1 protein-coding gene is annotated in these 376 nt (G+C 58.5%); it reads left to right on the top strand.

Annotated features, from left to right (window positions below):
* The coding region (locus AC1RPN_RS08600; protein ID WP_481763776.1) for a hypothetical protein at positions 1-376 on the top strand (376 nt) is incomplete at both ends.

Below are 376 nucleotides of genomic sequence, written 5' to 3'. Positions count from 1 at the left end.
ACCCCGCGCTCCGTGGCTACTAGCATCGTGCATCTCAAGGCCCTCCGTGCGGACCCGCGTGTTCGAAACATTCTGAACGACATCAGTGAGCTGTATTCTGTCGATGATTCGGCACGTATCGAGGACTGGATGGAAGATATCAAGCTGGACTCGCCGCGTGATGAGATTGCGCAGATTCTGGGCGAAAAGTACAACATTGCATTCTCGTCGCAAAAGATTCAGCAATGGGATCAGGTGTACGACGTGGTGATGGACGTGCTGGACGCGCAGGCCGGTATCAAGGTCAGTGAACCCGAGGTCAAGTACGACCCGGGTCTCGCGCAGCGTGTCCGGCGTGTGGTGCGCGCCGCAGTCGGGAACGGCCCGCTCGAACTCG

The organism is Dellaglioa sp. CoH-57-MRSF-20, assembly GCF_056781955.1.
The sequence above is the reverse complement of the archived record's forward strand: the minus strand, read 5'-3'. Positions and strand labels throughout refer to the sequence as shown.